The organism is Mesorhizobium sp. B2-7-3 (genome assembly GCF_006440715.1).
Lineage (GTDB): Bacteria > Pseudomonadota > Alphaproteobacteria > Rhizobiales > Rhizobiaceae > Mesorhizobium > Mesorhizobium australicum.
Map to the genome: position 1 here is coordinate 256,077 of NZ_VFTY01000009.1, position 22,087 is coordinate 278,163.

A 22,087-nucleotide genomic window follows, 5' to 3' on the forward strand; every position below is an offset into this window, starting at 1 on the left:
GATTGGTCTTGGAATGACATTTCTCCGGCATGCCTGCACGGAGAATTGCATTGTCGTCCCTGATCCACATCGCGAACGGTATTCCGAAAGGCCTGATTTCCGCCGATCTGGCCCAAGGTCGCAAGCGCCTCGATTCCCTGGGAAACGGCATCATTCCCGGCATCGTGCTGGTGGCGATGATCACGGCCGTCGCCTTCTCGGCCCGCAATGTCTCCGGTTTTGCCCTGTTCAGCCCGATGATCCTGGCCGTCGTCGCTGGCATGGTCTATTCCAACGTGCTCGGCACACCGGTGCACGCGAAGGCGGGCATCGCCTTTTCGCAAAAGCGCCTGCTGCGCTTCGCCATCGTGCTGCTCGGCTTCCAGCTGACGCTTGGCCAGGTCGTCTCGATCGGCGCCGGCGGCGTCGGCATCGTCGCACTGACCCTTGGCGCCACCTTCGTCTTCACCATCACGCTCGGCCGGCTGATCGGCGTCGACGCCAAGCTCACCCAGTTGATCGCCGCCGGCACCTCGATCTGCGGTGCCTCGGCGATCGTCGCCACCAACATCGTCACCGATGCGCGCGACGAGGACGTCACCTATGCCGTCGCCTCGATCACCTTGTTCGGCACCATCGCCATGCTCGGCTTCCCGCTGCTGGCGCCGCTGCTCGGCCTCGACCAGCACGCCTTCGGATTGTGGGCCGGGGCCTCCATCCATGAGGTGGCGCAAGTCATCGGCGCCGGTTTCCAGAACGGCACCCAATCCGGCGAGATCGCCACCGTCGCCAAGCTGACCCGCGTCGCCATGCTTGCGCCGATGATCATCGCGCTCGGCCTGATGGCGCGCCGCAAAAGTGACGACCAGTCGGCTGCACGCCCGCCCATGCCGTGGTTCGTCGCCGCCTTTGTCGCCGTCGTGGCATTGAACAGCCTGGTTACGATACCAGCCGAAGTGAAGCAGGCGGTAGTGCTGGCCACCACCATCATGCTCACCATGGGGCTGGCCGCCATGGGCCTGCAGGCGGACATTTCGCAACTGCGCTCGCGCGGCCTGCGCCCGCTGGCGCTCGCCTTCTGCGCCTTCCTGTTCATCGGCGGCTTCAGCCTGATGCTGGTGAAGGTCTCAGGGTAACTAATCCTGGAACGAACTCGCCGCGACATAGATCGCCGCCAGCGCCTCGATGCCGGCCTGGTCGGCACTGTCGAAGCGGCCGGGCAGCGGGCTGTCGAGATCGAGCACGCCGAAAACGCCCTCCTCGTCCTCAAGCAGCACGACCAGCTCGGAGCGCGAGGCGGCGTCGCAGGCGATGTGGCCGGGGAAATCATGCACGTCCTTGATCAGCATCGAGGTGCCGAGCTCGACCGCCGTTCCGCATACGCCCTGGCCGACGGCGATGCGCACGCAGGCCGGCTTGCCCTGGAAGGGCCCCAGCACCAACTCTTCGTCCGATGCCAGGAAATAGAAGCCGGCCCAGTTGAGGTCGGGCACCATCTGGAAGATCAGCGCCGCGGTGTTGGCGGCATTGGCGATCGAATCGTGCTCGCCCTCGAGCAGCGCCTTCAGTTGCTTGGCGAGGTCGCGGTAGAACGCGGCCTTGTCTGAGATACCGATGGCCTGGGCCGCGAACATGACTTGTCTCCAACTGGGAATCGCGGTTCCGTTTCCGCAAACCCTGCACCAAACGACCACCGGACCATCCTAGGCAATTTCAGGAAAATGCGAAACGGTCTTCCGTTCGAAATTCTGTCCGTTGGCGCCTTGGCGCTATCTCCATTCCCGGCGCAAGATTTGATTCCGGCGGGAGAAAAATTTCAAAAGTATTATTTCGAAGCGCGGTCTCCTGACGCCGACAAGGAGGCCAAATTATTCGAAAGATTGAATTTTTCCTTCCGCGCGCCTATTTATCGAGAAGTTCATTTTCACGATTTCACGCGCGAAGGAGATTTCTTCAATGGCCGACGGCAATCAGACGATCATGCAAAAAGCTGAAGCCCGCTTTGTCGACAAGCAGAAGAAAACCGCGGAGCGCAACAAGGCAACCGCCGAATACATGTCCGAGGCGAGGGCCAGGGAGATCAAGACGGCAAGGCTGAGGGAATTGCGCCTGGCCAAGGAAGAAGCCGATCGCGTGGCGGAAGCGCTGAACCCGGCGCCGAAAAAGAAGCGTGTGGCCAAGAAGGCATAGAGTCACTCCAAGGACGTGAGCGGTCTTCCGCTGGGCTTGCACCAAGTCAAGGAATGCGGCGGCTCAAGCCACGTCTGACGTTCCAGCCATGCAATGATCCTGCCGACCAAGGGCAAGAGCGTCCAGCTCCACACCGCGGCGCGTTCCCTTTCACCTGCCTTTCGGCCTCGAAGATGCGAAACGTCGCGGCCGCGCGCGAAATAGCGGATGGTACCGAGGAACCCTGATCTGGCCATTTTCCTCTTGATCGGTCCCCCGTTCTGGCCTAGCCTTCAAGTTGAGAAAAGGTTTTTCCAGACAGTCCCGATGGGGTTCGGCCGTTAGCCGGGCTTTATTCCGGCCGGTAAGGGAAAACCTTTTTCCAACCAAGGATTTCTGCCGCGATGGCATCGGACGACCAGCCAGTTCCGGTCTTTCCCAAACCCGTCACCTTGCGCGACGTGGCCGCGCAGGCCGGCGTCAGCGTTGCCACTGCATCCAAGGCGCTCAACGATCAGGGGCGCATGACCGCCGAGACCCGCGAGCGCATTCGCGAGACGGCGCGCAAGCTGGGCTTCCGGCCTAACAGCCTGGCGCAGAGCCTGCTGAGGCGCCGCTCCTTCACTGTCGGCCTGCTCACCAACGACACCTATGGCCGTTTTTCGCTGCCGCTGATGTCGGGCATTTCGGATGCACTGGTCGATGCCGGCGTCTCGGTATTCCTGTGCAATGTCGAGGAGGATCCCCGCCTCGGCCAGCTCCATGTCGAGGCCATGCTCGACAAGCGCGTCGACGGCATCATCGCCACCGGCAAGCGCATCGACCGCCATCTGCCGATCGATCTCGCCAATTTGCGCATCCCCGTGATCTACGCCTTCACTCAGCCCGATCCCGACGCCGTCGCCTTCGTTTCCGACGATGCCGGCGGGGCGCGGCTGGCCGTCGACCATTTCTGCCGGCTCGGCCGCAAGCGCATCGCCCATGTCACCGGCCCGGCCAGTTTTGCCGTGGTGCATGAACGGGCGCAGGCCTATCGCGCCGCGCTGATCGAGAACGGCCTGTCCGTCATCGAACCCCTGCTCGGCGCCTGGTCGGAAGCCTGGGGGCATGAGGCGGTGAGGATCCTTTTCGATGGCGGGGGAGAAAAGCCGGACGCCGTCTTCTGCGGCAACGATCAGATCGCGCGCGGCGTCATCGATGCTCTGCGCGAGCGTGGCTTGAGCGTTCCCGGCGATGTCGGCGTCATCGGCTTCGACAATTGGGAGATCGTGGCCGAGGCGACCCGCCCGCCGCTGACCTCGGTCGACATGAACCTGACAGCGCTCGGCCGCGAGGCCGGGCTGACCCTGCTTTCCCTGGTCGGCGGCAAGCCCGCCGCGCCGGGCATCAGAAAACTGCCGTGCCGGCTGGTGGTGCGGCAGTCCTGCGGCCGCCTGCCCGACGGCTGAAAAGACGGCTGAGAAACGAAGCGCCGCGATCGGCGGCAAGCCGCGCATCGCGGCTAAATGAGGAGGAGGAGAACATGAGGACTTTGATTGCCAAACTGGCCCCGACCAAATTGGCCCTGACCAAATTGACGTTGACGGCTGCCGTTCTGGGTTGCGGCCTGCAATTTGCCGCCGCCGAAACCGCCAACATCTGGGTACGCGCCGACGGCTCGAACTTCATGCCGAGGATCGTCGACGCCTTCAACAAGGCGAACAAGGACCAGGTCAAGCTCGACATTATCCCCAATGCCGAGATCATCCCGAAATATGGCGCGGCCGCGGCCGGCGGCACGGCGCCCGACGCGCTGTCGCTCGACCTGATCTACACGCCCTCCTTCGCGGCCGCCGGCCAGTTGGAGGACATCACCGACTGGGCGAAATCGCTCCCCTATTTCGCCAGCCTGTCGCCCGCGCATGTGAAGACCGGCACCTACAAGGATCGCATTTACGGCCTGCCCTTCTCGGCCGACGCCTCGGTGCTGATCTGGAACAAGAAGCTGTTCAAGCAGGCAGGCCTCGACCCTGAAAAAGGCCCGGCCAACTGGGCCGAGATCGAAGCCGACGCCGAGAAGGTCAACGCTCTTGGCGGCAACATCAAGGGCTTCTACTTCTCCGGCAATTGCGGTGGCTGCAACATCTTCACCTTCACGCCGCTGATCTGGGCCTCGGGCGGCGACATCCTGTCGGAGGACGGCTCCAAGGCGACGCTGGACAGCCCGCAATTGCGCGGCGCCATCGATCTCTACCGCTCGATGGTCAAGAAGGATTTGGTGCCGGCGGGCGCGCAGACCGACACCGGCGCCAATTTCTTTGCCGCCTTCGCCGCCGGCAATATCGGCATCTCGCCCTCCGGCGCCTTCGCCATCGGCGCGCTCAACACGCAATATCCTGATGTCGACTACGGCGTCACCTTCCTGCCGGGCAAGGATGGCAACTGGTCGTCCTTTGCCGGCGGCGACAATTTCGTCGTCACCAAGGGCACCAAGAAACTCGCCGTGGTGAAGGAGTTCCTGGACTTCGCCTATTCGCTCGAAGGCCAGACGATCCTCGCCAAATACGGCAGCCTGCCGGTGCGCGGCGACATCGCCAAGGACGCGCTGAAGGAGCTCGACCCGCGCTACCAGATTGCCGCCGAGGCGATGGCCAAGGGCAAGACGCCGTATTCGGTGGTGTTCAACGACCTGATCAACTCCGCCAACGGCCCGTGGACACAGATGATCAACGAGGTGTTCTTCGGCGACGACGTCGATGGCGCCATAGCAAACGCGCAGGAGACCATGCAGTCGATCATCGACCAGGCGCCGCAGAAGTAGCGCCGCCTCCACCTCCCCCTTGAGGGGAGGTCGGACCGCAGGTCCGGGTGGGGTCGTCTCGGCAGTGCTCGACGTTCCTTGATGTCGGCGCGCTTGGCGGAGGACCCCACCCCCGGCCTTCGGCCGGACCCTCCCCTTGAGGAGGAGGGGACGCAGCGCCAGGGAAACAGCCATGACCACCATCACCGCAACCACCGCCCCACCCCGCCTCCGCAAACGCGTCGGCGCCGGGCGCCGGCAATGGATTGGCCTGCTCTATGTCGCGCCGGCCGTGGCGCTGGTCATGCTGTTCTTCGTCATTCCGCTCGGCATGACGGCCTGGATGTCGCTGCACAACTGGCCCTTGATGGGCGAGCACTCCTTCATCGGCCTCGGCAATTACTGGGCAATCCTGCGCGACACCAGGTTCTGGAACGCGCTGAGATTCACCGGTTACTACACGCTGATCGTCACCATCGCGATCTTCGCCGTCGCCTTTCCGCTGGCGATCTTCATCGAGCGGCCGCGCCCGTTCACCAACCTCTACCGCACCATGTTCTTCATGCCGGCGGTGGTCGGCTTTGCCTCGGCGAGCCTTTTGTGGTCGTGGCTGCTCAACGTCGATTCCGGCCTGTTCAGCCCCGCCGCCTACGATCTCGGCCTGATCGACAAGAAGTTCAACCTGCTCGCCACCTTCCAACCGGCCTTCTGGTCGATCATCGCCATGGTGGTGTGGAAGGTCGCTGGCTTCACCATGATCATCCTGATGACCGGCCTGCAGTCGATCCCGCAGGATCTGCAGGAGGCCGCCGTCATCGACGGCGCCGGGCCGTTCGCCAGGTTCCGGGCGATCACCTTGCCGCTGATGCGCCGCACCCTGGCGCTGGCGCTGATCCTATCGGTCGCGGGCTCCATCCTTGCCTTCGACCAGTTCTACATCATCCTGCGCGGCGGCCCGCGCAACCAGACGCTGACGGCGGTGTACTGGATCTTCAACCAGTCCTTCGTCTCGTTCAAGCTCGGCTATGGCGCGGCACTCTCGATGGTGCTGCTGGTCATCCTGGTGGCGCTCAGCCTCGTCCAGCTCTGGTTGCTGCGCAAACCCGAGGGGCTCGACTGATGGCGCAGGCGATATCGGGCACAGGCAAGCTTGCCGCACGCTTGGCCAGGCATTCCACCGGCATCGTCGCCTCGGTGCTGTTCGTGGCGCCGATCGTGTGGACGGTGCTGTCGGCCTTCAAGCCGGCGCAGGAGGCGCGCCTGCCGCCGCTGCCGCCCTGGCCGACGACGGGCTTCTCGCTGGAGAACTATCAAACGCTGAACAGTTTCGGCGACGGCCTGTGGGCCTCGGCGCAGAACAGCATCTATGTCTCGGTGATGACGGTCATGCTGTCGGTCATCGTCAGCGTGCTCGCCGGCTACGGCTTTTCGCGGTTTCGGTTCCCGTTCAAGGACTTGTTCTTCGTCCTCATCCTGTCGACGATCATGATCCCGTTCCAGTCGATCCTGACGCCGATCTTCCTGGTGCTGACGAAGCTTGGCCTGCACAACACGCTGACCGGCCTGGTCGGCGTCTATGTGACGCTGCAGCTGCCGTTCTCGATCTTCATGATGCGCAACGCCTTCGACGCGGTGCCGCGCGAGATCGAGGAGGCCGCGCGCATGGACGGCGCCGGCAACGCCACCATGCTCATAAAGGTCATGCTGCCGCTGGTCTGGCCTGGTGTCGTCACCATCGCGCTGTTTGCCTTCCTCGGCGCCTGGAACGAATTCCTCGCTGCCCTGGTGCTGATGACCGACCAGTCCAAGTTCACGCTGCCGGTGATGATGACCGCACTTCAGTCCGGCCGCTTCGGCGCCATCGACTGGGGCGCGGTGCAGGCGGGCGTCACCGTGATGATGGTGCCGTGCCTGATCCTGTTCCTGGCTTTGCAGCGCTTCTACATCCGCGGCCTGATGGCCGGGGCCGTCAAATAGAGCATGATCCCGAAAAGTGGGAACCGGTTTTCGGAAAGATCATGCTCCAACAAAGAGATAGACGTCAGATCGAATGGAGTGAGTTCATGACCGCATCGCCATCCCCCCGGCACGCCACCCCAAATAAATCGCAGGAGACGGGCAAGCCGAAGCTCGCCTTCCGCCCGCTGCCGGTGCCGCAGGTCGACGTGCGCGGCTTCTGGGGCGACCGCGCCGAGGCGGTTGCCACGCGCACCGCCGACATCCTTTACGACCGCTGCGTGGCGGCGCGCATGCTGGAGCAGATCGATCCGGACCAGCCCTCGCCAGGCGTCGTCATTCCGTTCCACTCGCCCTCGCCCGACGAGGCGGCCTCCGCCGGCTTCACCGGCTCGACGGTGACCACGCAGATGTTCTGGGATTCCGATCTCGGCAAGACGATCGAGACCGCGGCCTATTCGCTCTACCGGCGTAAGAATCCCGAACTGGAGAAGAAGATCGATGCCGTCATCGACATGTACGGCAGGCTGCAGCAGGAGGACGGCTATCTCTCCAGCTGGTACCAGCGCATCCAGCCGGGCAAGCGCTGGACCAATCTGCGCGACTGCCACGAGCTTTATTGCGCCGGCCACCTCATCGAGGGCGCGGTCGCCTACTACCAGGCGACGGGCAAGCGCAAGCTGCTCGACATCATGTGCCGCTACGCCGACCACATCGCTTCGGTGCTGGGGCCCGAGCCCGGCAAGAAAAAGGGCTATTGCGGCCATGAGGAGATCGAGCTGGCGCTGGTCAAGCTGGCGCGGGTGACGGGCGAACAAAAGTACATGGAATTGGCCAAATACTTCATCGACCAGCGCGGGCAGCAGCCGCACTATTTCGACGAGGAGGCGCGCGCCCGTGGCGCCGACCCGAAGGCTTATCATTTCAAGACCTACGAATACAGCCAGTCGCACATACCGGTGCGCGAGCAGGACAAGGTCGTCGGCCACGCGGTGCGGGCCATGTACCTTTATTCGGGGATGGCCGACATCGCGACCGAATATGGCGACGACACGTTGCGGGTGGCGCTCGACCGGCTGTGGGACGACCTCACCACCAAGAACCTCTACATCACCGGCGGGCTCGGCCCGTCGGCGCACAATGAGGGCTTCACCAGCGACTACGACCTGCCCAACGAAACCGCCTATGCCGAGACCTGTGCATCGGTCGGGCTGGTGTTCTGGGCGAGCCGCATGCTCGGCATGGGGCCGAACGCGCGCTACGCCGACATGATGGAGCGCGCGCTCTACAATGGTTCCATTTCCGGCCTGTCGCTCGACGGCTCGCTGTTCTTCTACGAGAATCCGCTGGAAAGCCGGGGCAAGCATAACCGCTGGAAATGGCACCGCTGCCCTTGCTGCCCGCCCAATATCGGGCGCGTGGTCGCCTCGATCGGCAGCTATTTCTACAGCCTGGCGGACGACGCGCTGGCGGTTCATCTCTATGGCGACTCCACCGCCCGCTTCGACATTGCAGACACGCCGGTCACACTGACGCAGGCGAGCCGCTATCCCTGGGATGGTGCCGTCGAGATTACCGTTGAGCCGCAGGCGCCGGTAGAGTTCACGCTGCACCTGCGTGTGCCGGCCTGGAGCGGCAACGCCGGCCTGGCCGTCAATGGCGAGACGGTCGACCTCGAGGATTTGACCAGTGATGGCTACGCCGCGATCCGGCGCAGGTGGCAGAAGGGCGACCGTGTCCGGCTCGATCTCGAAATGCCGATCGAGCGGCTCTATGCCAATCCCGAGGTGAGGCAGGATGCCGGCCGCGTCGCACTGTCGCGCGGGCCGCTGATCTACTGCGTCGAGGCGACCGACAATGACAATCGCCTGCATCGCCTAACCCTGCCGCGCACGGCCGGCATCGAGGCGCATGACGAACCGGATCTGCTCGGCGGTGTGGTGACGCTTTCAGCCACGGCACAAGCCGATGCCGGGGATGGCTGGCAGGACGGCCTTTATCGCTCCGATCCGCCGGCCAGGGTCGAGACGCGCCTGACCGCCATCCCCTATTTCGCCTGGGACAACCGCGAGCCGGGCGAGATGCTGGTCTGGCTGCGCGATGGTTGAGGTCGGCCGTAACGCCATGGGGCGGCCGGTTATGTCCGGCTCGACTGGGCGGCGGCGGTCAGCGGCTTTTTCGGCGCTGTTTTCGCGGCGCTGCCATCGATATGCGCCCAGGCCGGCCGCTCGAACAAGAACATGCCGAAGCCGATGCGCTGCACAATGAAGTAAAGCACGACGGGGCTGACGATCGAGACCAGCAGCACCGCCAGGCTGAGCAAGCCCGTGTCGGTCAGCAGGCCGCTTGCCAGTGCGGCGCCGCGGAACAGCGACATCGGAATGGTGAAGGCGACATAGACGACCAGGGAATGTTCGCCCAGCCAGCGCAGCCATTCCATGGCGGGAAATTTCGACAGGAAACCGCCAAGCACGCAAAGCGCCACGGCACCGGCGACGGCCAGGACGAGATGCAGCGGCGGCCATGCCGCCAAGCCCATCTGCATGCCGACCGGCTGCATGGCATAACCCGGCGAATAGACCAGCAGGCCATTGACGACAGCCCACAGGACGAGCCCGGAGACGGTCAGCGCCGGGCGGGCTTGCGTCCATTCGACGAGCCGGAACACCAGCGGGGCCATGACGAAGCCGACGTAGAAAAAGACGAAATAGGCGGCGAATTGTTCGACCGCGTAGCTGTCGGGATGCGGCGCCCACATCTGCAGGCCGGCCGCGATCGGGATGACGATCCAGGCGGGCACGGCAAGCTGCCGCAGCAGTTTCGCGGCAAGACCGAACACCGCCAGCATGTAGATGAACCACAGGACGCCATAGGGCTGGACGACGGCCATTGCCAGGTCGTGCAGCATGCCGGCGGGATCCCGGCTGAAGATGCCGATCTTCAGCCCGATCGAGATGATCGCCCACAGCACGTAGAAATAGAGGTAATGGACGACGCGCCGGTCGATATAGCGCAGCCACGGCCGGTCGATCACCTGCGACAGAAACAGCCCCGAGATCAGGAAGAATTCCGGCATCCGGAACGGCGTCGCGAAGCCGATGACATAGTGGAGAAAGCCGACGCCGCCTGTATACTCGCCGGTGTTGTAGGCCGAGTACATCATGACCACGAGGATGATCGAGAGACCTTTGGCCGTGTCCACCCACGGCATGCGCATCGGGCTGCTGTTCATGGCGGCGAATCCAAACCGGCCGGCCCGGCTGGCCAGCCATCATCCCGCGATGTCTAGCACCATCAAGCTTCCCAGATCGTAAACGCGGCTGTCTTGCGGTGAGGCTGGCAGCGTCCGCGGGCCGCCGTGTTGAAGCCGTTGGCAATCATCTGCCGTCAGCGCTGCCCCTCGCCTGCCTGGCATCATCTCCCCGTAAACGGGGCGAGGGACGCCGTTCTCGCCGATTTCGCCAATCGCCGGCGTTGCGGAAAGAGCGTCGGCCTCGCGGCAGCCCTCTCGCCCCGTTTACGGGGAGAGATGTCCGGCAGGACAGTGAGGGGCAGCGCCGACCGTGACCTCTATGCACAATGAACGATTACTTTCGGGACTTGGATTTGTTCAAAGCCACCGCCGCGCGTACCAGCGCCTTGAAGGCCTCCTGGTCGACCTCCTCGCCTTTCTGGAAATCGATGGCGCGCCGTGTGTTGCCTTCGAGGCTGGAATTAAACAGGCGCGCGGGATCGGGCAGCGCGGCACCTTTGGCGAAGGTCAGCTTGACGACGGCCTTGTAGGTCTCGCCGGTGCAGATCATGCCGGCATCCTCCCACACCGGCACGCCGCGCCATTTCCACGTCTCGACCACGTCGGGATCGGCTTGATGGATCAGCGTGCGCAGCCGCCCCAGCATCTCGCCGCGCCAGTCGCCCAATTCCTTGATCCTGCCGTCGATCAGCTCGGAGGGAGATTTGCTGTCCTGGGTGGTCGTCATTGTGGTTCTCCTTCGAATTGAAAATAGAGCGCTTACATGCGCTCGCCAGGCAAGAGGCTCGCCTGCTTCACCCAAGCGCTGAACTGCGCTTCGTCGAACGCGTCGTCCTCACGAATGTCGAGGTAGCGCGTGTCCTGGCTCCTGGATTCGCCCGGCGGCACCGGATCCAGCGACATGCCGCGAAAGAAGGCCACCTTGATGTATCTGGTGAAGCAATGGAAGCTGAGGAACCAGCCCTCGCCCTCGACGCCGTAGAAAGGCGAGTTCCATTTCACCGCCTTGTTTACGCCGGGCACGGCGCGCTCGATGAGCGCGTCGAGCCGCCCGCCCATCTCGCGCTTCCAGCCCGGCATTGCCGCGATATAGGCCTGCACCGGAGCGTCGCCATAACCCTTGGCGATCTGCGGATTGCCACCGGAAAGCAGCTTCGGCTCAGCCTTGGCCGGGGTCGCCTTGGCCATGCGCTTTCCTCCTATCCATTGGCCCGCTGTGCGCTGCGTCCTTTCGCGACATAGGGCAGCACGAACATATAGAGGCCGCTGAACAGCATAAGGAAGAGCGGCGGCAGTGGCGAATAGACCACCCAGGCCGGCGGCTGTCCAAACGCCATGGTGACGAAATTGGCGACCACGGTCGCCGTGAAGATGATCGACAGCCAGCGATGCGCTTGCCTGATCCATTTGTTCCAGTCCAATGTTACCTCCCTTGAAAAACGCGTAAACCAGCTGGGCGCTACCAGCGCGCCAGTTCGGTGATCTGGATGAGATTGCCGCAGCCATCCTCCAACTTGGCGATGGTCGAGCCGGTCACGTCGGTAGGCGCCATGGCAAAGGCACCGCCCTTCGCGTTGATGCGCTCATGGTCGCCCTTGATGTCGTCGGTGAAGAGCATCAGCGCCGGCTGGCCTTGCTTGAAGATCGCCTGCTGGTAGGCCTTTGCCGCCGGGTTGTCGTTCAGCGCCAGCTGCAATTCGGTGCCGTCGGGCTCTTCGGCCGAGACGACCGTCAGCCAACGGAACGGCCCATTGCTGAAATCGGCTTTTTTGGTGAAGCCCAGCACGCCGGTGTAGAAGGCAAGCGCCTTTTCCTGATCGTCGACATAGATGCTGGTCAGTTTGATCTTCATCGCTTTTTCTCCATGGTTTTGCCGGCGGAGAACCCGCCCTCTAATATTTCTGTGTGGCTTTCAGTTCGGCCGAGAGGCCTCAGTCCGTCCGCGCCAGAAGCTCTTCCAGCTTTTCCAGGAATTGCGGCCAACCCACCTTGGCGCCGCCATAGGCCCGCTTCTGGTCGGGCCGGAAACCGGCCTGCTCCATGCGCAAATGGGTTCCCGTTGGCGTCGGGGTGAGCGTGAAAGTCACCACGCTCCTGAGATCGAACGCTGGGTCCTGATGCGCGAGGTTCCAGCTGTAGGACAACCTCTTGTGCGGCTCGACGGCAAGCACCTCGCAGTCCAGCACGCCGCCCCAGTCGGCGCTGATGTTGAAGCGATGGCCGACGGCGGGTTTGAAATCGCTCTTCATCAGCCACTCCTCGATCAGATGCGGTTGCGTCAGCGCGCGCCAGAGTTTTTCGGGCGGATGGGAGATCTCCCGCTCGACGACGACAGTGCGGGTTTGCTGTGCACTATCGTTCACTGGTCCATCCTTTTGAGCAAATCCTCGAGGTCGTCGAACCGGCTTTCCCAGAACCCGGCCATATGGCGTGTCCAGTCCATCAGGGGCGCCAGCGCGGCAAGCTGCGCGCTGTAATGCGTCTGGCGGCCTTCGTGGCGGTCGCGCACCAGCCCGGCCTGCTTCAGCACGCCGAGATGCTTCGACACCGCCGGCTGCGAGACGCCGGACTGGCTGGTCAGCGCCCCGACCGTCTGCTCTCCCTGGCGGCACAGCCGCTCGAAGATCGCCCGCCTTGTCGGGTCGGCGAGCGTTCTGAAGAGCATGTCATGAGCGTCTGGCATGGCTGATCGATAACCCGTTGGCTATTGGTTAACGTATAACCACAGGGATATATGTTCGTCAAGCGGAAGATTGGAGCGTCCTGATACGGTGGTGGCTATATGGGGCCGTGGCTGCGACCGATCTCGCGCGCCACCAGTTCCTGCAAGTGCCACAGATTGCGGTCGCGTATGCCGCAGGCGTCGAGATGGCGGATGGTCTCGAACAGATATTGCGCGCCCGAGCCCCAATGGCCGACGGCGTTGGCCAGCGTTGCCGCGACCGCGGGCTTGTCCAGTTTGCCGGCATAGCGCGGGTTGGCGGGATCGACGACGAAGCCGAGCGCCAGGCACGGCCCGCTTTCGGTGCTGACCCGCAGCCAGCGCGGCACGTTGACGGCGGGCAGGATGGTCATTTCGCGGCGCAGCAGCGCTTCCAGATTGGCGGCTACCGGTTCGGCGATCTCGAACACCATGCCCTGGCACTGGCCGCCACGGTCGAGCGCCATCATCAGGCCGGGCTGCTCGAGCGTGCCGCGAAAGCGCTGCACCGTGAAGCAGAACGACCGGTGCCAGCCCCGCGCCACCGCTCGCTCGCCGCCCCTCACCTCGCCGGCCGGCTTCCACAACAGCGAGCCATAGGCGAACAGTTTCAGCGGCCCGGTCGGCGCCGAGGCCAGGATCTCGTCGCGAAACCGCGCATAGTCGTCATCGGTCATCGGGATCATGCCCGGCACCGGCCCGGCATCCTCAACCGCGCGCAAGGTGCGCGCCACCAGCGCCTCGGTCAGCGCCATCGGCGCCTTGCGTGGCGCTGATTTGCGCGGTGCGGCGGAAATCGGCTTGCTCATTGTCGTGCCTCGGCCATGGCGGCCATGTTGCTGAAGGTTCGGGGATTCTCAAGAGCCAGAACCGTTCGAAACCTGGAATCCATACCTGAGCCATCCCGTGCAGCAGCTTGATCGGATTCAACAAATTCGGACGACGTCAGCATCCCTGACACCTATGACACCAGCGGCATCGGCAGCTTGAGCCCGTCGATCAGCGCGTCGCGGAACAGCGCAATCGGGCGCCCCAGCCGCCCAGCAGGCGGGCGGTGCAGCAGCCAGGCGCGCACTTGCGGCTTGAAGTCGGGGCAGTCGATCACCTCGACGGCATCGCGCCAGCGACTGTCGGCGAAGGCGCCCGGCGTGACGATGCCGATGCCATGGCCGCGCGCCACCAGCGACATTCTGAGATCGACGCTGAGCGCTTCGACGCCGACCTGGAAAGGCAGCCTCGCGGCCTCGAAGCTCTGACGGATGAAGGCGCGAAAACCGCAGCCGTTTTCGTTCATCACCCAGGCAAAGCGCGATAGATCGGCAAGCTTCGCCTGCTTCGGCACGCGAAGGCCGGGAGACGCGACCAGCAGCACCGATTGTACGCCGAGATCGTCGCGGGCCAGTTCGTCCGGTGGCGCCAGGCCTTCGGCGAGGCACACCGCCACCGCGTCGACCTCGCTGCGCGCCACCTGCTCGACCAGCCTTGGCGACCAGCCCGACGTGATGCGCAGCGTCAATTGCGGGAAGGCGGCGCGCAGGCCATCGAGCGGCAGCGCCAGCGCCGCATCCGAGAGATAGGGCATGATGCCCAGGCGGAATTCGCCCCTGACCTCGCCTTGCGGCGACACGCCTGCCTTCAGATCTTCCAGCGAACGCAGCACGCGCCGGCCATGCTCATAAGCTTCGCGTCCCGAGGCGGTCGGCTTCAGCGGCTTCGACTGGCGGTCGAGCAATGCTGTCGCCAGCCCATCCTCGAGGTTCTGGATGCGGCGCGTGACCCCCGGCTGGGTGAGATTAAGCCTAGCCGAGGCGCCGACGATCGAGCCAGTTTCCACCACGGCGACGAAAGCTTCGAGATCATGGATATTCATGCGCATCTCGCATAATCATTATCGATTTTATTGAATTGTAGCATGATAAAGCTTCGGCATAAAGCCCTCACGGGATATGCCACTTCATTGAGGATTTCATGCTCGATACCAATGACGGCCAACTGGCCGGACGGCTGCCGGCTCGAACCATCACCGGCCCGCAGACGCTGCTTTTTGCAGCCTCTACCGGCATTATCGTCACCAATCTGTTCGCGCCGCAGACACTGGTCGGCCTGATCGGCCCGTCGCTCGGCGCCGGCACAGCGAGCGTCGGTCTGGTCGCCATGGCGACGCTGCTCGGCTATGCCGCCGGCCTGTTCTTCTTGGTGCCGATGGCCGATCTCGGCGAAAACCGCACCCTGATCCTGCGCATGCTGGGCGCGGCGGCTCTTGCGGCCGGCATCGCCGCGCTGGCGCCCACCATCGCCTCGCTGCTGATCGTCCTGTTCGTGCTCGGCGCCGCCTGTTCGGCGATCCAGATACTGGTGCCAATCGCCGCCTCGATGGCGCCGCCCGGCGAGGCCGGCCGCGTCATCGGCGATGTGATGAGCGGACTGATGATCGGCATCCTGCTCGCACGGCCGCTGGCCAGCCTCGTCGCCGATGCCTGGGGCTGGCGCGCCTTCTATGGCCTCAGCGCCGCCGCCCTGACGCTGCTCGCCATCGTGCTCGCCTTCACCCTGCCGCGACGGCGGCCGGAGGTGAAATCGTCCTATGGCGCGCTGATTGCTTCACTGTTCCATCTGCTGCGCCAAGAGCCGGTGCTGCGGCGCCGCGCCTTGACCGCGGCGCTGGTGATGGCGGCGTTCAGTCTGTTCTGGACGGCGGTGGCCCTGCGCCTGGCGCAGCCGCCTTTCGGCCTCGGGCAACGCGGCATCGCGCTTTTCGCGCTCGTCGGCGCCGGCGGTGCCGTGGTTACGCCGCTGTTCGGTCGCGCCGGCGACCGTGGCTGGACGCGGGCGGCGACGATCTTCTGCCATCTCGTGCTGATCGGCGCGCTGGTGCTCGCGGCCTGGGCCGGCTCCTTTCAGTCCGGAGTGTCATGGACACCGCTCGCGCTGATGGGCGTCAGCGCCGTGCTGCTCGACATCGGGGTCACCGGCGACCAGACGCTCGGCCGCCGCGCCATCAACCTGCTGCGTCCCGAGGCGCGCGGCCGCCTCAACGGCCTGTTCGTCGGCATCTTCTTCATCGGCGGCGCCATCGGCTCCTTGCTGGCCGGCATCGGCTGGACCCTGGGCGGCTGGCCCTGTCTCTGCGCCATCGGCGCCGCCTTTGGTCTCGCTGCCCTGCTGGCCGACTGGACCGGCGGGCCCGAATGACCGCTGGCCGGAACGACATTGCCTCATAAGCGTTGTCGGCGGGGAGGAAGTCATGAACGATGCGCCGGCAACGCCCGTCGGCAGGCCGCTTTCGCCTGGCGAGCTGGTCACCGTGATGTCCCATTTCCATCGCGCCGAGATCGCCCGCATGGCGGGCTGGCGCGACCGCCTCGACCGCACCAGCAATTGGGCGATCACCGTTGTCGCGGCGATGCTGTCGGTGTCGCTGTCGACGGCCAGCGCCCATCACGGCGTGCTGCTGTTCGCCATGCTGCTGGTGCTGCTCTTGTTGTGGATCGAGGCGCGCCGCTACCGCTTCTTCGATGTCTACCGCGCCCGCGTACGCCAGTTCGAGCGCCATTATTTCGCGCAGATCTTCTCGCCGCAGCCCGACTTTGCCTCCGACTGGCTGCTGATCCTCGGCGAGAGCCTGCGCACGCCAAAATTCCTGGTCTCGCAGCGCGTGGCGCTGGCGCGCCGCTTGCGCCGCAACTACCTGCACATGATGCTGATCCTGCTGCTCGCCTGGATCCTCAAACTGTCGACCCCGAGCCTGATTGACCAAGGCGTGCCGGTCGGCTTTGTCGGCACGATGCGCGAAGCTGTCGGCGCCGCGGCCCTCGGCCCCATTCCGGGCGTGGCCATCGTCGCCGTGGTTGCCCTCCTCTATGCCGTCCTGCTGGCAGCCGCCTTCCTGACACCGGGGGACGACGGCGAACTCTCCTTCGGCGACGTCCACGTCTGAGTTCGATATCTCGCGACGGATGGCTGCAACGCAAACCTCGGCCGCGCGTTGTGATGGTCAGTCCGCGGCGGCGTCTTGAAGGGACCCATGATCCACCCACCGGCAACAAGGTCGCACGGCACCGCGGCCGCCCTTTCGCTGGCCATCGTCGCCCTCGCCCCGGCAAGCCAGGCGCTGGCCGCGCAGCCGGCCGGCCACGCCTCGGGCATGGGCGGCTCGGCCGAAGGCCTGTTCGTCGCCGAGATCGTGCTTCTGCTTCTGGTCGGCCGTGGCCTTGGCGAGATCTTCCAGCGCTACCGGCAGCCGGCGATCATGGGCCAGCTGATCGGCGGCATCCTGCTCGGGCCGTCGCTGTTCGGCTGGCTCTGGCCCGGCGCCCAGCATCTGATCTTCTCCACCGATCCGGCGCAGAAAAGCATGATCGATGCCGTCTCGCAGCTCGGCATCCTGCTGCTCCTGCTGCTCACCGGCATGGAGACGGATTTGCGGCTGGTGCGGCGGGTGGGTGCGGCCTGTTTTTCGATCTCGATCACCGGCGTCGTCCTGCCCTTTGCCTGCGGTTTCGCGCTGGCGCAGGTCCTGCCGGATTCGCTTCTGCCCGAGCCGAGCGAGCGCATCGTCGCCGGGCTGTTCCTCGGCACGGCGCTGTCGATCTCCTCGGTCAAGATCGTCGCCATGGTGGTGCGCGAAATGAATTTCATGCGCCGCAACCTCGGCCAGATCATCGTCTCCTCGGCCATCATCGAGGACACGATCGGCTGGCTGATCATCGCCGTCACTTTCGGCATCGCCACCAATGGCAGCCTGCAGGTGCTGCCGCTGGTCCTGACGGTCGCCGAAGTGGCGCTGTTCATGGTGTTCTCCTTCACCATCGGCCGCCGCCTGGTGTTCACCCTGATCCGCTGGAGCAACGATTCCTTCCGCAGCGAATACGCCGTCATCACCGTTATCCTCATCATCATGGGCGTGATGGCGCTGATCACCAACCTGATCGGCGTCCACACCGTGCTCGGCGCCTTCGTCGCGGGCATACTGGTCGGGGAATCGCCGATCCTGTCGGACCACATCGAGGGCCAGCTGCGCGGCGTCATCACGGCGCTGTTCATGCCGGTGTTCTTCGGCATGGCCGGCCTGTCCGCGGACCTTACCGTGCTTGCCGATCCGACGCTGGCGCTGCTGACGCTGGCGCTGGTGCTGATCGCCAGCATCGGCAAGTTCTCGGGCGCCTTCCTCGGCGGCCGGCTGGCCGGCATGTCGCTGAAGGAGTCCACCGCCGTCGGCAGCGCCATGAACGCGCGCGGCTCGACCGAGGTCATCGTCGCTTCGATCGGCCTGTCTATGAACATCCTCTCCCACAATCTGTTCACCATGATCGTCACCATGGCCGTCATCACCACGCTGGCCATGCCGCCAATGCTGCGCTGGGCGCTCGGCCGGCTGCCGGTGGGCGACACCGAAAAGCAGCGCGTCGACCGCGAACTGCTCGACGAGCGCGGCTTCGTCTCCAAGCTGGAACGGTTGCTGCTGCTCGTCGACGACAGCCCGGTCGGCAAATTCACCGCCTACCTCGCCGGTCTCGTCGGCGGCGGCAGCGGCATGCCGACCACCCTGCTCCACCTCGAGGGTGGCAAGCTGCCCGGCCCGGCCCGCGACAAAGGTCCCGAGCGCGCCTCCAAGCAGGTCAAGAGGGGGGCGGCCAGAAGCGCCAGGGCTGTCAGGAAGGCCGAGGATACGCCCGTCGACAAGGTCCACCTCACGGCCCGCACCGAGCTTGAAGCCACCGCCGAGACGATCGCCGCGGAAGCCCGCAAGGGCTACGGCCTGCTGCTGGTCGGGCTGGACAACGCGTTGGCCGAAGGCACCTTCAGCGGCACGCTGAACGCCATCACCAGCGGCTTCGACGGCCCGCTCTGCCTGGTGCTGAATGGCGCCAAGGCCGATGGCAAGATGCCGATGTTGCGCGCCGGCGCGACCATTCTGGTTCCGGTGAACGGCACCGAGGTGGCGCGGCGCGCGGCCGATTTCGCGCTCGCCTTGGCGCGGCCGCACCGGGCGCGCGTGAAAGTCCTTTATGTCTCGCAGGCCCGCAAGGGCAGCCGGCCGAGCTCGGTTTCGCACCGCCGCGAGGAGGCCGTGCTCAAGGATGTCGCCGATCTCGCCGACCGCTATGGCGTCGCCGTCGACACCGCGATCAGGACGCGCGCCACGCCCGACAGGGCGATCGCCAGGGAGGCCGCCAAGGGCGCCGCCATGGTGGTGATGGGCGTCACGCAGCGGCCAGGTGACGAGCTGTTCTTCGGCGACACGGCGAGCGCGGTGCTGGCCGCCGCCGCCTGCCCGGTCGTGCTTCTGGCCAGCGACCGCGTCCGCCGAACCGAAGCCGCCGCCGAGGAGGCTGCAGCCGAGACCGGGGCTTGATGCCTGTCGGCCTCACCAGAGCACGCGATTCCCCCAGGGGAAAGCGCTACGCGCTGTTCCTGGAATTGCGCCTACAGGCCGAGGAATTGCCGCCCGATCATGTAGCCCAGCGCCGCCGCGACGAGCGGAAACAGCGCCGGCGCGACCTTGCCGAACAAGGAGACGCTTGTGTCCTTGGGCGGCACATAGCGTCCATTGCCAAGATTCTTGGTCATTGCGTACCCCACGCCACCGGATAATTAGCAGATGCTTATTGACGCATGGCCGCATTAACGGGTTGCAAAGAAATTCGATCGAAAGCCGGCCATTTGAGTGGATGACCAGCGAACGCGGCCGGGCTAAGCCTGCATCTCGGAAGCGGGATTGCCCCGGCCTCGCGCCGCCGCCGGAGGATCGGTCGTCGCGGCTGAGCCCTAGGTCCGGCAGACCGCCATGACGAAGAACTCGCGGTAGCAGAAATCGGGATCGTCGAGCAGGCGATCCGGCCGCTGCTTCAGCTCCCGCCAATAGGCCTGGTCGGCGTCAGGCAGGGCGTAGCCCGGCGCGACGCTGGCAAAATAGGCCAGCAGGTCGCGAACATAGTCGCGCGTGAAGCGAGGCGCCGGCGCCCAGCGCTCGACCAGCCAGCCCTTGCGGCTGACAACCTCCAGGCCCGCCTGCCGCAGGCGCGCCGGAAGCGTCGAACCGCAATCGGTGCCGAGCACGCCCCGGTCGCGAAACCCCTGCAGCCTGGCGGCCATGAAGCGCGCCAGCAGGGCCCGGTCCATGGGCAGGATCTGCAGGATGGTCGAATCGAAATCCTTGACCGCCAGGATGCCGCCCGGCTTCAGCACGCGCCTGGCCTCGCCGACGGCAAGCTCGAACTCGGCCGGCGTCAGATACTGCATGACATTGCCGGACCAGACGCAATCGAACGATGCGTCGGCGAAGGGCAGCGACAGGATGCTGCCGACATGCGTGGCAAGTTCCGGCGGCTCGGACAGCGTGCCCGCGAGCGCCTCGACCCGGCCGATGTTTTCGGGCGCGAGGTCGAGCGCGGCGATGAAGCCGGAGGAGCCGACGGCCCTGGCGATGAGCGGCAGGAAGCCGCCGCTGCCGCAACCGGCATCGAGCACGCGCCAGCCCGGGCGAATGCCGGCGTCGAGCAAGACCGCCTCGTATTCGGGCCGCGACGATTCGAAATGAAGATCGAGCCAGCCGGCCTCGCTCGCTTCGTGACCGGTGGACGTTTGGTTCCTGCCAGACAAATGATGACCCCCCATGGCGCGGCAGGGATAGAAGCGCACCCAACGGCATCGCGCAATGCCCTGCGCTGCGTGGAACCGACGCCGGTCTACGCCGGCAGGGACGGCTCGGTGTTGGGTTCCAGCGCCTCTTCCGCCTCATGGTCGTCCGGAAGCACGTCGCCATGCACCGCCAGCGGCCGGCCGATCCAGATGGGATCGACCAGATGGTCGCGCTTGGGATTGCTCGTGTTCGGGTGGACGAGGATGCTCAGCCCGCCATGGTTCAGCATCAGCCACGGAACCAGCGCGCCGAAGATCCCGGTCGCGAAGGAGACCTGGTACATGGCCTTGTCATGCGGCCCGACCTGTCTGTCGTGCCAATTGCCCAGGCGCACGCGGAACCGTTCCGCGATGCGCTGCCGCAGCCATTCGGCATGCTGCCGCTCGGCCGGCCCGTCGAAATAGACATGCGCGTGATAGCTGGCGATCTCGGCAAGTGGCCGTGGACTGTCTTGGCTCATCTCGATGCTCTCCTCCTCCCGCCATTCAGCCCGAGAGCGCGGTCTTAAGCAAGGTCACCGACTGCCGCTCCACCCGCCGGGAAGATCGGCACCGCTGGACGCGGTTCCCGGCTCCCGCGCATGCCGTCACGCCGCCGGTGCCGCGAGGCTTTCGGCCCCGCCCACATCGTGTAGTCTGATCGTCCCCCTTGGAAATGACAAAATGAACAATCCCGCCGCCGAAACCCTGCCCTATCTGTCATCCCAGCTGCTCGACCGCCTGGCGATCTCGACAGTCGACATGGTCGACGAGATCGAACGCCAGATCGTCGGCCAGCGGCGCGGCGAGGTCTGGTGCGCGCCGAAGGCGGTCGTGCTGCCGGGCGACGACCGCTACATCATGGCGACGCTGGGCGTCGCCTCCACGCCGCCCGTGCTGGCGACGAAATCGCTGGTCGTCAATCCGCGCAACGCCGGGCGCGGACTGCCGACGCTCAATTCGCTGATCACGCTGCTCGACGCCGAGACCGGCCTGCCGCTTGCCTTGGTCGACGGCAATTGGGTGACGGAGAAACGCACGGCCGCCTTGAGCGCCGTCGCCGCCAGGCGCATGGCGCGCGGCGATGCGTCATCCCTGGCCTTCATCGGCTGCGGGGTGCAAGCGCGCGGCCACCTCGAAGCCTTCGCCGCCCTCTTCCCCTTGCGCGAAATCCGCGCCTTCGGCCGCGGCACCGCCAACCGCGACGCGCTGTGCCAAATGGCGCAATCGTGGGGTCTGAAGGCCGTGCCATGCGACACCGCAAAGGCCGCCATCGAAGGCGCCGACATGGTGGTGACGACAGTGACCCTGGTGCCCGAACCCGAACCGTTCCTCGACGCCAACTGGCTGAAACCGGGAAGCTTCACCGCCATCACCGACCTCGCACTGCCCTGGCTGCCCGACACCATGCGCCGCCTCGACCGCATCGTCGTCGACGATCTGGAGCAGGAAAAGCAGATGCCCAAACCCATGGTCGACCCGACGCTGGTCGCCGGCGACCTGACAGGCCTCGTCTGCGGCGACTTCGTGGGGCGGCAGAGCCCTGGCGAGGCCACGGCGTTCGTGTTCCGGGGGATGGCCGTGGGGGATCTGGCGGTGGCGGGGCTGGCGTATATGCGGGCAAAGGCTG

The 22,087-nt window shown here is 65.2% G+C and carries 25 protein-coding genes; 12 read left to right on the forward strand and 13 right to left on the reverse strand.

Features of this window, described 5'->3' with window-relative positions:
- Nucleotides 1–50: 50 nt before the first annotated feature.
- The gene (locus FJW04_RS21480) at nucleotides 51–1,115 is read left to right on the forward strand and encodes a YeiH family protein (protein ID WP_140716540.1); all 1,065 of its coding nucleotides are present in this window, start codon (nucleotides 51–53) and stop codon (nucleotides 1,113–1,115) included.
- Here the strand turns inward: FJW04_RS21480 and FJW04_RS21485 are convergent, their stop codons facing one another.
- Nucleotides 1,116–1,613 carry a GAF domain-containing protein gene (locus FJW04_RS21485; protein WP_140716542.1) on the reverse strand — a complete coding sequence of 166 codons (498 nt, stop codon included), beginning with the start codon at nucleotides 1,611–1,613 and terminating at the stop codon, nucleotides 1,116–1,118.
- Nucleotides 1,614–1,700: 87 nt separating this feature from the next.
- On the opposite strand from FJW04_RS21485, the gene FJW04_RS21490 reads away from it, so the two are divergent.
- The 7 genes from FJW04_RS21490 to FJW04_RS21520 all read left to right on the forward strand — a co-directional run bounded on the left by FJW04_RS21490 (nucleotide 1,701) and on the right by FJW04_RS21520 (nucleotide 8,991).
- Nucleotides 1,701–1,973 carry a hypothetical protein gene (locus FJW04_RS21490; protein WP_140716544.1) on the forward strand — a complete coding sequence of 91 codons (273 nt, stop codon included), beginning with the start codon at nucleotides 1,701–1,703 and terminating at the stop codon, nucleotides 1,971–1,973.
- Nucleotides 1,936–2,169: a hypothetical protein gene (locus FJW04_RS21495; RefSeq protein WP_015316770.1), complete on the forward strand. Its 234-nt coding sequence runs from the start codon at nucleotides 1,936–1,938 to the stop codon at nucleotides 2,167–2,169. The genes FJW04_RS21490 and FJW04_RS21495 overlap by 38 nt, the downstream gene beginning before the upstream one ends.
- A gap of 383 nt (nucleotides 2,170–2,552) precedes the next feature.
- Nucleotides 2,553–3,596, forward strand: coding sequence for a LacI family DNA-binding transcriptional regulator (locus FJW04_RS21500; protein ID WP_140716546.1), 1,044 nt, complete (start codon nucleotides 2,553–2,555; stop codon nucleotides 3,594–3,596).
- Between the two features lie 74 nt (nucleotides 3,597–3,670).
- Nucleotides 3,671–4,948, forward strand: a complete 1,278-nt coding sequence (locus FJW04_RS21505; RefSeq protein ID WP_140716548.1) for a sugar ABC transporter substrate-binding protein — start codon at nucleotides 3,671–3,673, stop codon at nucleotides 4,946–4,948.
- A 172-nt stretch (nucleotides 4,949–5,120) separates the two neighbouring features.
- Complete coding sequence (locus tag FJW04_RS21510) at nucleotides 5,121–6,047, forward strand: sugar ABC transporter permease (protein WP_015316767.1); 927 nt, start codon at nucleotides 5,121–5,123, stop codon at nucleotides 6,045–6,047.
- A complete protein-coding gene (locus tag FJW04_RS21515; RefSeq protein ID WP_140617877.1) occupies nucleotides 6,047–6,904 on the forward strand; it encodes a carbohydrate ABC transporter permease in 858 nt (285 codons plus the stop codon). The genes FJW04_RS21510 and FJW04_RS21515 overlap by 1 nt, the downstream gene beginning before the upstream one ends.
- Nucleotides 6,905–6,990: 86 nt before the next feature.
- On the forward strand, nucleotides 6,991–8,991 hold the full coding sequence (locus FJW04_RS21520; RefSeq protein WP_140716550.1) for a glycoside hydrolase family 127 protein: 2,001 nt from the start codon (nucleotides 6,991–6,993) through the stop codon (nucleotides 8,989–8,991).
- A gap of 29 nt (nucleotides 8,992–9,020) precedes the next feature.
- Here FJW04_RS21520 and FJW04_RS21525 read toward each other — a convergent pair whose 3' ends face one another.
- The 9 genes from FJW04_RS21525 to FJW04_RS21565 form a co-directional block, all read right to left on the reverse strand.
- Entirely contained in the window at nucleotides 9,021–10,115 is a 1,095-nt protein-coding gene (locus FJW04_RS21525) for an acyltransferase family protein (RefSeq protein ID WP_140716552.1), read from the reverse strand.
- 355 nt (nucleotides 10,116–10,470) lie between these two features.
- Nucleotides 10,471–10,863 carry a DUF1801 domain-containing protein gene (locus tag FJW04_RS21530; RefSeq protein ID WP_140716554.1) on the reverse strand — a complete coding sequence of 131 codons (393 nt, stop codon included), beginning with the start codon at nucleotides 10,861–10,863 and terminating at the stop codon, nucleotides 10,471–10,473.
- A 32-nt stretch (nucleotides 10,864–10,895) separates the two neighbouring features.
- The gene (locus tag FJW04_RS21535; protein WP_140716556.1) at nucleotides 10,896–11,324 is read right to left on the reverse strand and encodes a DUF1801 domain-containing protein; all 429 of its coding nucleotides are present in this window, start codon (nucleotides 11,322–11,324) and stop codon (nucleotides 10,896–10,898) included.
- A gap of 11 nt (nucleotides 11,325–11,335) precedes the next feature.
- Nucleotides 11,336–11,557 carry a hypothetical protein gene (locus FJW04_RS21540; RefSeq protein WP_140716558.1) on the reverse strand — a complete coding sequence of 74 codons (222 nt, stop codon included), beginning with the start codon at nucleotides 11,555–11,557 and terminating at the stop codon, nucleotides 11,336–11,338.
- Between the two features lie 38 nt (nucleotides 11,558–11,595).
- Nucleotides 11,596–11,988: a VOC family protein gene (locus tag FJW04_RS21545; RefSeq protein ID WP_140716560.1), complete on the reverse strand. Its 393-nt coding sequence runs from the start codon at nucleotides 11,986–11,988 to the stop codon at nucleotides 11,596–11,598.
- A 79-nt stretch (nucleotides 11,989–12,067) separates the two neighbouring features.
- On the reverse strand, nucleotides 12,068–12,499 hold the full coding sequence (locus FJW04_RS21550) for an SRPBCC domain-containing protein (protein WP_140716562.1): 432 nt from the start codon (nucleotides 12,497–12,499) through the stop codon (nucleotides 12,068–12,070).
- Nucleotides 12,496–12,819 (reverse strand): metalloregulator ArsR/SmtB family transcription factor, encoded by a 324-nt coding sequence (locus FJW04_RS21555; protein ID WP_140716564.1) that lies wholly within the window; start codon nucleotides 12,817–12,819, stop codon nucleotides 12,496–12,498. The genes FJW04_RS21550 and FJW04_RS21555 overlap by 4 nt, the downstream gene beginning before the upstream one ends.
- A gap of 95 nt (nucleotides 12,820–12,914) precedes the next feature.
- The gene (locus tag FJW04_RS21560) at nucleotides 12,915–13,646 is read right to left on the reverse strand and encodes a gamma-glutamylcyclotransferase (RefSeq protein ID WP_140716566.1); all 732 of its coding nucleotides are present in this window, start codon (nucleotides 13,644–13,646) and stop codon (nucleotides 12,915–12,917) included.
- A gap of 152 nt (nucleotides 13,647–13,798) precedes the next feature.
- Complete coding sequence (locus FJW04_RS21565; protein WP_140716568.1) at nucleotides 13,799–14,707, reverse strand: LysR family transcriptional regulator; 909 nt, start codon at nucleotides 14,705–14,707, stop codon at nucleotides 13,799–13,801.
- 98 nt (nucleotides 14,708–14,805) lie between these two features.
- On the opposite strand from FJW04_RS21565, the gene FJW04_RS21570 reads away from it, so the two are divergent.
- From FJW04_RS21570 to FJW04_RS21580, 3 genes are all read left to right on the forward strand, one after another.
- A complete protein-coding gene (locus FJW04_RS21570; RefSeq protein WP_140716570.1) occupies nucleotides 14,806–16,029 on the forward strand; it encodes an MFS transporter in 1,224 nt (407 codons plus the stop codon).
- A 52-nt stretch (nucleotides 16,030–16,081) separates the two neighbouring features.
- Entirely contained in the window at nucleotides 16,082–16,774 is a 693-nt protein-coding gene (locus FJW04_RS21575) for a DUF2270 domain-containing protein (protein WP_140617867.1), read from the forward strand.
- Between the two features lie 87 nt (nucleotides 16,775–16,861).
- The gene (locus FJW04_RS21580; protein ID WP_246673945.1) at nucleotides 16,862–19,192 is read left to right on the forward strand and encodes a cation:proton antiporter; all 2,331 of its coding nucleotides are present in this window, start codon (nucleotides 16,862–16,864) and stop codon (nucleotides 19,190–19,192) included.
- A gap of 71 nt (nucleotides 19,193–19,263) precedes the next feature.
- Here the strand turns inward: FJW04_RS21580 and FJW04_RS30030 are convergent, their stop codons facing one another.
- The 3 genes from FJW04_RS30030 to FJW04_RS21590 all read right to left on the reverse strand — a co-directional run bounded on the left by FJW04_RS30030 (nucleotide 19,264) and on the right by FJW04_RS21590 (nucleotide 20,939).
- Entirely contained in the window at nucleotides 19,264–19,407 is a 144-nt protein-coding gene (locus FJW04_RS30030) for a hypothetical protein (protein ID WP_181171316.1), read from the reverse strand.
- Nucleotides 19,408–19,605: 198 nt separating this feature from the next.
- Nucleotides 19,606–20,439 (reverse strand): methyltransferase domain-containing protein, encoded by an 834-nt coding sequence (locus FJW04_RS21585; RefSeq protein WP_246673947.1) that lies wholly within the window; start codon nucleotides 20,437–20,439, stop codon nucleotides 19,606–19,608.
- A gap of 86 nt (nucleotides 20,440–20,525) precedes the next feature.
- Entirely contained in the window at nucleotides 20,526–20,939 is a 414-nt protein-coding gene (locus FJW04_RS21590) for a DOPA 4,5-dioxygenase family protein (protein ID WP_140716572.1), read from the reverse strand.
- A 202-nt stretch (nucleotides 20,940–21,141) separates the two neighbouring features.
- Between FJW04_RS21590 and FJW04_RS21595 the strand changes: the two genes are divergently transcribed.
- Nucleotides 21,142–22,087 (forward strand): ornithine cyclodeaminase family protein (locus FJW04_RS21595; RefSeq protein ID WP_140716574.1); only part of this gene is annotated, 946 nt, incomplete at its 3' end.

Coding starts and splice junctions, on each gene's coding strand:
- FJW04_RS21505 (WP_140716548.1), top strand. CDS start 3,671: ATGAGGACTTTGATTGCCAAACTGGCCCCGACCAAATTGGCCCTGACC.
- FJW04_RS21570 (WP_140716570.1), top strand. CDS start 14,806: ATGCTCGATACCAATGACGGCCAACTGGCCGGACGGCTGCCGGCTCGA.
- FJW04_RS21490 (WP_140716544.1), top strand. CDS start 1,701: ATGCGAAACGGTCTTCCGTTCGAAATTCTGTCCGTTGGCGCCTTGGCG.
- FJW04_RS21575 (WP_140617867.1), top strand. CDS start 16,082: ATGAACGATGCGCCGGCAACGCCCGTCGGCAGGCCGCTTTCGCCTGGC.
- FJW04_RS21515 (WP_140617877.1), top strand. CDS start 6,047: ATGGCGCAGGCGATATCGGGCACAGGCAAGCTTGCCGCACGCTTGGCC.
- FJW04_RS30030 (WP_181171316.1), bottom strand. CDS start 19,407: ATGACCAAGAATCTTGGCAATGGACGCTATGTGCCGCCCAAGGACACA.
- FJW04_RS21485 (WP_140716542.1), bottom strand. CDS start 1,613: ATGTTCGCGGCCCAGGCCATCGGTATCTCAGACAAGGCCGCGTTCTAC.
- FJW04_RS21500 (WP_140716546.1), top strand. CDS start 2,553: ATGGCATCGGACGACCAGCCAGTTCCGGTCTTTCCCAAACCCGTCACC.
- FJW04_RS21565 (WP_140716568.1), bottom strand. CDS start 14,707: ATGAATATCCATGATCTCGAAGCTTTCGTCGCCGTGGTGGAAACTGGC.
- FJW04_RS21545 (WP_140716560.1), bottom strand. CDS start 11,988: ATGAAGATCAAACTGACCAGCATCTATGTCGACGATCAGGAAAAGGCG.
- FJW04_RS21530 (WP_140716554.1), bottom strand. CDS start 10,863: ATGACGACCACCCAGGACAGCAAATCTCCCTCCGAGCTGATCGACGGC.
- FJW04_RS21525 (WP_140716552.1), bottom strand. CDS start 10,115: ATGAACAGCAGCCCGATGCGCATGCCGTGGGTGGACACGGCCAAAGGT.
- FJW04_RS21495 (WP_015316770.1), top strand. CDS start 1,936: ATGGCCGACGGCAATCAGACGATCATGCAAAAAGCTGAAGCCCGCTTT.
- FJW04_RS21590 (WP_140716572.1), bottom strand. CDS start 20,939: ATGAGCCAAGACAGTCCACGGCCACTTGCCGAGATCGCCAGCTATCAC.
- FJW04_RS21560 (WP_140716566.1), bottom strand. CDS start 13,646: ATGAGCAAGCCGATTTCCGCCGCACCGCGCAAATCAGCGCCACGCAAG.
- FJW04_RS21510 (WP_015316767.1), top strand. CDS start 5,121: ATGACCACCATCACCGCAACCACCGCCCCACCCCGCCTCCGCAAACGC.
- FJW04_RS21535 (WP_140716556.1), bottom strand. CDS start 11,324: ATGGCCAAGGCGACCCCGGCCAAGGCTGAGCCGAAGCTGCTTTCCGGT.
- FJW04_RS21580 (WP_246673945.1), top strand. CDS start 16,862: ATGATCCACCCACCGGCAACAAGGTCGCACGGCACCGCGGCCGCCCTT.
- FJW04_RS21555 (WP_140716564.1), bottom strand. CDS start 12,819: ATGCCAGACGCTCATGACATGCTCTTCAGAACGCTCGCCGACCCGACA.
- FJW04_RS21520 (WP_140716550.1), top strand. CDS start 6,991: ATGACCGCATCGCCATCCCCCCGGCACGCCACCCCAAATAAATCGCAG.